We start from the raw sequence: 7,800 nt of genomic DNA on the forward strand, positions 1-7,800 counted from the left end.
TTGCCACAGCAATTCGCCGGTGGTGCTGTCGTAAGCGCGGAAGAAGTTATCCGCGGTTGCGCCATGGAACACCAGGTCACCCGCTGTCAGCAATGGACCACCGTGTGCCACCATGCCCATCGGGAAGCCGATTGGGAAGCGGCCCGGCAGGAAGCTGGTTTTCAGGTTTTTGGTGACACCCACACGGCGCAACCACTCGGTTTTCCCGGTTTTCAGGTCTACGCCCACCATACGACCCCACGGCGGTGCGATACACGGAATGCCGAGGCCAGAGGCCAGCTGCTGAATGTGAATCGCGTAGTCACCCTGGAAGTTTTCATTCCAGTATGGCTGACCATCTTTGGTGAACAGACGCTGCGTTTCGGTCTGCGGCGTACGCCTGATCAGGTTGTATTTGTAAGCCAGGCGCACAGGCGCGGCAATCAGCATCTGACGCTGCGGATCAACCGCCACAGAACCCCAGTTGAACACGCCAATGTTACCCGGGAAGATCAGCGAACCGGCTTCAGTAGCTGGCGTCCATGGGTTGCCATCATAACGCAGCGAACGGAAGTCCATGCGGCATGACATCTGGTCAAACGGCGTGATGCCCCACATTGATTTCTCAGTCAGCGGGTCTGGAATAAAGTTCAGGCTTGATACCGGCTGTGTCGCGGCAAACTTCTCACCCGGCACACCGCCTTCAGTGGAAACCTTCACCTGATTAACCGGATACACGGGCTGACCGGTCAGGCGATTCAAGACAAACAGGTTGCCGGTTTTAGTTGGCAGGATCACCACAGGCTGTTTCTGGCCTTGATAATCGATATCCAGCAATGACGGCTGTGATGGGTTATCGCGGTCCCACAGATCGTGGTTCGAACTCTGATAACGCCATTTGAACGCACCGGTTTGCAGATCCAGCGCCACTAACGCATCGCGGAACTTCTCGGTGTTGCTGTTGGCATCACGTTCGATACCCACTTCATCCGGTGACGCGTTACCAAACGGCACGTAAACCAGACCATTTTTCAGGTCAGCGCTCAGCGTACCCCAGGCGACTGGCGTATCTTGCGGGTAGTTTTGTCCCGCAGCGATCGGCGCCGTATTTTCTGGGTTCGATGGATCAAAGTTCCACACCAGACGACCGGTTTCAGCGTCATAAGCACGAATCACACCTGACGGGTTACCACTGTTGAAGCCGTTGTCCATCACGGAACCACCGACAATCACCAGCTTGCCGGCCACCAGCGGTGCGGCGGTTTGCATCAACGCATGTGGACGTACTTCACCCATGTTGGCATGCAGATCCACCACACCATTGGTGCCGAAATCAGCACAAGGTTTGCCGGTATCGGCATCCAGTGCAATCAGCTGTGCATCGGTGGTGGCGTTGAAGATACGCTTACGGCAGATGGCCGGCGCTGCAGCAGAATCCTGCGCAGCAACCGGGCTTTGCTCGTAATAGCTCACGCCACGGCAGGTCTGGTGCTGCTGCAGGTAAGAACGATCTTTATTCGGCGTGTACTTCCACTTCACTGCACCGGTTTCGGGATCAAGTGCGTGCACTTCGTTATGCGGCGTACAGAAATACAGCATGCCGTTGGCTTTCACCGGCGTCGCTTCGAAGGTGTATTCGCTGGCATCCGCATCCTGACGCAGGTCACCAGTGTGGTAAGTCCAGGCCACTTCGAGGTTTTGCACGTTTTCTTTGGTGATTTGATTCAGTGAAGAGAAACGCTGGCCATCAGTGGTGCCGCCGTACGCGGTCCAGTCGTTAGCGGCGCCCTGCTCGCTAGCTTGTTCACGCGCATTGCTAATCGTGCCCGCCTGCGGTAACGGATCGTAGAAGCACAGACCGATCACCACCACAATCATCACGATCACCGTGCCACCCAGGAAGGTGTGGAAGCGGCGTTCGCCTTGATACAGCGGTTTCACCACCCACGGCATCGCCAGCCACAGGCCAATCACGCCAAACAGGTCGCCGCGTGGGATCCACTGCCATTTATCAAAGCCCACTTCCCAGATAATCCAGGCCAGGGTAATCCACATCAAAACCGCATACAGCGCCAGTGCACTACGCTGGTTTCTGAACAGTAAAATGGCGGTGATCAGTAAGCCCACCGCCATCAATGCATAGAACGCGCTGCCGCCCAGCATCAGCAACTTACCACCCATATAGAGCAACGCTAATGCCAGAATCGCCAGCACGATACTGGTTAATTTGTTAACCATGCCAATCCCTCAACGTTTTTCATCAATTACCACCCAAAATAAATCTACATAAACTCAACAGAATTTTAACTTACGTTATCGAACAGTAAAAACCCGTTGCTGAGTGTGTCGTTAGCTCCGCTTATGAATGTAGCCGGGCTAATGACTGACAAATCAGGCAGCCTTCAATCTGTGACTGAAATCACGTTTTATTTTTCGTTGTGATAATTAATCATTAGTGAGGATAAATCGCATTTTTTGATAACGTGAGTTGCGAAATCTTTCACCCTTCGTGGATTTTGCGCTCATTGCATATCGTTGCGCGGATTTGTTACTACGCCTGCTGTAGCGGAAAACTTACGCTGTTTTCTTTTTTCTCAGGGAAACATCATGAAACTCACGTTTATCGCCAGCGCATTGTTGGCCGCCACCTTCACCACTTATGCCGCCAATACCGAACTCGTGGTCGGCGACCAAAAGGGGAACGCCCGCGCCGTGATGTCAGCAGCCGGTGAACTCACCAATGTGCCTTATGAAATCAAATGGTACGAATTCCCTAACGCCGCGCCGCTGCTGGAATCACTCAATTCTCAGCATCTGGATGCCGGATTAGTCGGTGATGGTCCGCTGGCTTTTGCCGTGGCGGCTGGGGCTAAAATCCGCGCTATTCAGGCCTCACAATATTTGGGTAACGGGCTGCTTGTTAAAAAGGATAGCGCCGTCCATACCATTGCCGACCTCAAAGGCAAAAAGGTGGCCACGGTGAAAGGTTCATCGGGTCAGAACATGGTGCTCAAAGCGCTGCACCAGGCCGGTTTGCCTGATGACAGCGTTAACTTTGTTTTCACCACGCCTGCTGAGGCGACATTGGCATTGGATAACGGTGCCGTGGATGCGGTGGCGACATGGGAACCGTATGTCTCTTTTGCGGTGGCTCAGTCAGGTGATCGCATCGCCATTGACGGCAAGGAGGCACCGGTCTCCAACTATCTGGTGGCGACCGATAGCGCTATCAGCAATAAACGTGCAGAGCTGGCTGATTTCCGACAGCGTCTGATTCGCGCTCGCGCCTGGGGCGTGGCTCATCCGCAAGAGTATGCCAATGGCATCGCGTCTTTACTGCGTCTGCCAGATGCCGTCGCCTTGAGTAAAGTTCAGCGTGAAAACAACGCCCCGGTGGAAGACTACACGCTGGTGGCGCAGCGCCAGCAGGCAGCCATAGACACTTTCGCACGCAGCGGGTTAATTAAACCCGGCTTGCAGGCGAGCAGCCTGGTCGATGCGTCATTCTTTGCCAAAGCAGGAGCCACTAAACCATGATGAACCTGGCGCTGTACCTCGACTCAGGCATTCATCAGGGTGGCTGGCGTCATCCGCAAGCCGCCACGACCGGTGGCCGCAACTGGCCGCTGTACCGCAAAATTGCCCAACGCGCTGAAGCGGCAAAACTCGATATGATCTTTGTTGCGGATAAGCTGGCGATTGATGATGTGTATGGCGGACATCTGGCGCATACCGTGCAGCATCGCCAGGTGGGCTGGTCTGAGCCGCTCACCTTGCTGGCCGCGCTGGCGGCGGTCACCGATCGTATTGGCTTAGGCGGCACCGTCTCATCCTCCTATTCCGAGCCCTATACCACCGCGCGACAGCTGGCCAACATCGATCACATCAGCGGTGGGCGCGCCGCGTGGAATGTGGTGACTTCATTAACCCATGCCGAAGCACGTAATTTTGGCCGCAGCCAACACTTCAGCCATGAGGATCGCTATCGCCGCGCGGCAGAGTTCATCGACGTGATGAAAGCGCTCTGGGACAGCTTCGAAGAGGATGCGTTGGTGGTGGAAAAAAGCAGCGCACGCTTTGCCGATCCGGCACGTTTCCACCGCTTCGACCATCAGGGCGAGTCATTCGAGGTACAAGGACCGTTGAACCTGCCCCGTCCACCGCAAGGGCATCCGGTAGTGATACAGACTGGTGTTTCTGAGGCATTTATTGACCTGGCGGCCCAACACGCGGAGGTGCTGTTTGTCGTGCAACCTAACCGGGAACGCGCACAGCAGTTCTACCAAACGATCAAGGAGCGTGCGCAGCACTATCAGCGACAGCCAGATCAGCTGCGAATCATGCCGGGATTAGTGCCGATTGTCGGCCACAGCGAGCAGGATGCACGCGACCGCGCTGAACACCTCAAATCACTGATCACCGTGGAATCCGGGCTCAGTTTTGTTTCTGCCAGCATGAACATCGATCTATCACAGTATCCGGTGGATGGACCGGTGCCCGACTTGCGCGAGCAAATTACCGGCAGTAAAGGACGTTTTCAGTATGTGATTGCTAACGCCATAGAGCAGAAACTCACTCTGGGGGAGATGGCCAAACGCTATGCGGAGAGCTTGTCGTTCCCTTCACCGACTGGCACGGCGGATCAAATCGCGCAACAGATGATTGACTGGTATCAACATCAAGCCTGCGATGGGTTTGTGATTCTCCCCACCTACATTGATGAAAATGAAGATCTCTTCCTCAGCCAGGTGGTACCACGTTTGCAGGATGCGGGCGTGTTTCATCAGGATTATGCAGCGGGCAAGCTGCGCGAACGTTTAGGCCTCGTGAAACCAGCTAATCGCTTTCATTGATGGATTTTGATCATCGCAAGTAATCGCAAAATGTGGGTGTTTTGAGATTGCTTGCGATCATGAGTAGTTAACAGATGACTGGATGTCGCTCAGAGGTCATTTATACCCTTCGCACTATAAAAGAACGCTTATGTGATCATGCTGGTGCAGACAGACATACAACGGGCGTCCTGATGGTCGCCCTTGCTACAGAAAGGCCTTACCTTGTATATCCGCGCTAATTGTTAGCAGCCTTACCATTCTGGCATCAGCTTTGCTTAATGAATCCTGTGTTCTATTTCAGGAGTCGCGCTATGCAAGCATCCTCTACTCGCTACACTATTTTTTCACTGCTGTTTCTCATCGCGCTGATCAACTACGTTGATCGCGGCGCACTCTCGTTTGCTGCTAACGCTATCTCTCAGGAATTTCACTTCACCAAAGTTCAACTGGGTGCGGTATTGGGCTATTTCGGTTTTGGCTACCTGTTCGGCTCGCTGTGTGGCGGTTTTCTCGCTGATAGATTGGGCACCAAAAAAGTGTGGTTGATGGCGGGGATTCTTTGGTCCTTGCTGGAAATTGGCACCGCATGGGCCGGTGAAGTCGGCATGGCGCTGTTTAGTGGTTCAGCCATTATGGGATTTGCTGCATTGCGTATCCTGTTTGGTTTTTCCGAAGGCCCGGCCTATGCGTTGATGAATAAAACCATTGCCCACTGGGCCCCGGATAATGAACGCGGTTTTGCGCTGAGCATCGGTTTACTCAGCACTCAGGTAGGTTCACTGCTGACCGCACCCATTGCCGTGGGTTTGCTGCTGTTAACCAACGACTGGCGCATGATGTTTATCCTGCTCGGCGCTTTCTCGCTGCTGGCGATGTTGCTGTTTGCACGCAACTTTACCGACACACCGCTGCTGCATCCCCGCGCCAATACGGCCGAACGTCAGCTGATCATCAATGGACAAAAGCCTGAAAGCCAACATGAGTGTGCACTGCCGTGGTGGCGTTTCTTTACCAGTCGCACGCTGGTGTGCAACGCACTTGGCTATTTCAGTTTTCTCTATATCACCTTTACACTGGTCACCTGGCTGCCTAAATATCTGCAAGATAACTTCCACTACGATCTACATTCGTTATGGTACGTGGCGATGATTCCGTGGAGCGGTGCCTGTTTCACTGTGTTGCTTGGCGGGCGTATAGCCGATCGTTTGCTGGCACGCTTTAACAACCTTCGCCTGGCAAGGAACGTCTTCGCAGCCGTCACGCTGTGCGCGACCGCCTGCTGTTTTATGGCGATTCCGTGGGTCAGTTCAGCGGCAGGGATCATCGCTCTGATGACGCTAGGTAACGCGCTCAATGCGCTGGTGAATAACGTGTATTGGTCGGTGGTGATTGATGTGACGCCAAAAGCTTCGGTAGGTGCTTACAGTGGCATGACGCTGGCGATAGCCAACCTTGCCTCCATCATCTCCCCGATGCTGTGCGGCTGGCTGGCGGAATATTACGGTTATAACGCCATGTTCACCGTTACCGCCTGCATTGCGTTTGGCAGCATGCTGGCGATGACGCTATTACAACCCGAGAAACGCCTGCAGGCTGATGCACCCAAAGTGGCAGCACAGCAGGCGATGTAATTTTACACCGCGTGCCGCTGGCAGAACGCAGCAATGTCTGGCGATTGGAAATCCGCCAAATGCGTCATCAGCTTCTCCAGCGGCCAGTTCCACCACGCAATCGCCTGCAACTGCGCCGCGATTTCTGGTGTGAAGCGGCCACGAATGGGTTTCGCAGGGACGCCGCCCACAATGGTGTAAGGGGCCACATCTTTGGTCACAACCGCGCCAGCCGCCAATACCGCGCCGTCACCAACGGTCACGCCCGGCAGCACAATGACGCCATGACCAATCCACACATCATTACCGATGATCACGCGGTCCTCGCGGCGATCGGCAAAGAAGCCTGCGTCACGCTGCGCCTGCGGGTCATAATATTCCGGGCAGTAGGTAAAACGATGCTGGGACGCACGATCCATCGGATGATTTGGCGCACCAATACGCACCTGATTGGCTATCGCGGTAAAGCGACCAATTTGCGCATCAGCGACACAACAGTGCTCGCCGAGGTAAGAAAAATCGCCCAATTCGCTATATTCAAGATAACTTTCGGCGAGGATCTCACATTGCTGACCAATGTGGGTTTCGCGCATACGCACGCTAGGATCGATGACGGTGTGTTGCAGTTTAGCCGGTTGGACAGCGGCAAGGGCCATAGCAAGCTCCAATGTGGTCAGAGGTCTGGATAACGAGTTGTAATAGGTCAAGCGCGAAGCACAACACTAAAGCGGCAAGATGACAGAAATGCTATCGTAGCGGCTTCGTTTGAGGCCATTTAAGGAAAGGGAATGAGAACACCGTGGTCACTGTTAGCTCTATTGTGGTCTTCTGGCCAGGCGTCAGCAGCACTGCCCGCTGATATCAAAGCAGGTGATATCGTGCAGGTGCAGTTATCACAATTGCATCCCACGCAAGCCGCGATTGGTTATCGCCAGTTGGATTACAAACTGCACCGTTACCAGGCCGATCCCAAAAAGCTGCTCGATGATTTTTGTGAAAGCATGGGGCAGAAAGGCGTAGACAAGTTCAACAGCAAATCACGCATCTCCGATCCTGACAGCTTCACCTGTAAAGCCCCGGTGGGTGCGCAGCCAGGACCGATGAAAACTGCCGTCATCGCCCCGGATAATGCGCTCTATCTCACTGATGGGCATCACACCTTCAGTAATTTCGCTGATGTTGGGGGTTTGAAAACGCTGGTACAGGTGCGCATCACCAATGATTTCCGCAGTCTGAAAACGATGAATGCGTTCTGGCAGCAAATGGAAGCCGCCCATCTGGTCTGGCTGGATACGCCTAAAGGCAAAATCACCCCGCATGACCTGCCTAAAGAGTTGGGCCGTAAACACATGCAGGATGATGAATATCGTTCGCTG

At 54.1% G+C, this 7,800-nt stretch carries 6 protein-coding genes; 4 read left to right on the forward strand and 2 right to left on the reverse strand.

The features are described from left to right. On the reverse strand, positions 1-2,217 hold a 2,217-nt coding region (locus RT340_RS20390), incomplete at its 3' end, for a membrane-bound PQQ-dependent dehydrogenase, glucose/quinate/shikimate family (RefSeq protein WP_313377590.1). 369 nt (positions 2,218-2,586) lie between these two features. On the opposite strand from RT340_RS20390, the gene RT340_RS20395 reads away from it, so the two are divergent. The 3 genes from RT340_RS20395 to RT340_RS20405 all read left to right on the forward strand — a co-directional run bounded on the left by RT340_RS20395 (position 2,587) and on the right by RT340_RS20405 (position 6,445). Beyond that, positions 2,587-3,516 (forward strand): aliphatic sulfonate ABC transporter substrate-binding protein, encoded by a 930-nt coding sequence (locus tag RT340_RS20395; protein ID WP_313377591.1) that lies wholly within the window; start codon positions 2,587-2,589, stop codon positions 3,514-3,516. Next, positions 3,513-4,832, forward strand: coding sequence for an NtaA/DmoA family FMN-dependent monooxygenase (locus RT340_RS20400; RefSeq protein ID WP_313377592.1), 1,320 nt, complete (start codon positions 3,513-3,515; stop codon positions 4,830-4,832). Before RT340_RS20395 ends, RT340_RS20400 begins: the two co-directional genes overlap by 4 nt. A gap of 293 nt (positions 4,833-5,125) precedes the next feature. After that, positions 5,126-6,445, forward strand: coding sequence for an MFS transporter (locus RT340_RS20405; protein ID WP_097117172.1), 1,320 nt, complete (start codon positions 5,126-5,128; stop codon positions 6,443-6,445). Positions 6,446-6,447: 2 nt separating this feature from the next. Here the strand turns inward: RT340_RS20405 and RT340_RS20410 are convergent, their stop codons facing one another. Then, positions 6,448-7,080, reverse strand: coding sequence for a DapH/DapD/GlmU-related protein (locus tag RT340_RS20410; RefSeq protein ID WP_034827214.1), 633 nt, complete (start codon positions 7,078-7,080; stop codon positions 6,448-6,450). Between the two features lie 132 nt (positions 7,081-7,212). Here RT340_RS20410 and RT340_RS20415 point away from each other — a divergent pair. Beyond that, positions 7,213-7,800, forward strand: a 588-nt coding sequence (locus tag RT340_RS20415; RefSeq protein ID WP_313377593.1) for a ParB/Srx family N-terminal domain-containing protein, incomplete at its 3' end; no start/stop codon positions are given.

Origin of the sequence: Pantoea sp. CTOTU50773 (genome assembly GCF_032082325.1) — a bacterium.
Taxonomy (GTDB): Bacteria; Pseudomonadota; Gammaproteobacteria; order Enterobacterales; family Enterobacteriaceae; genus Pantoea; species Pantoea communis.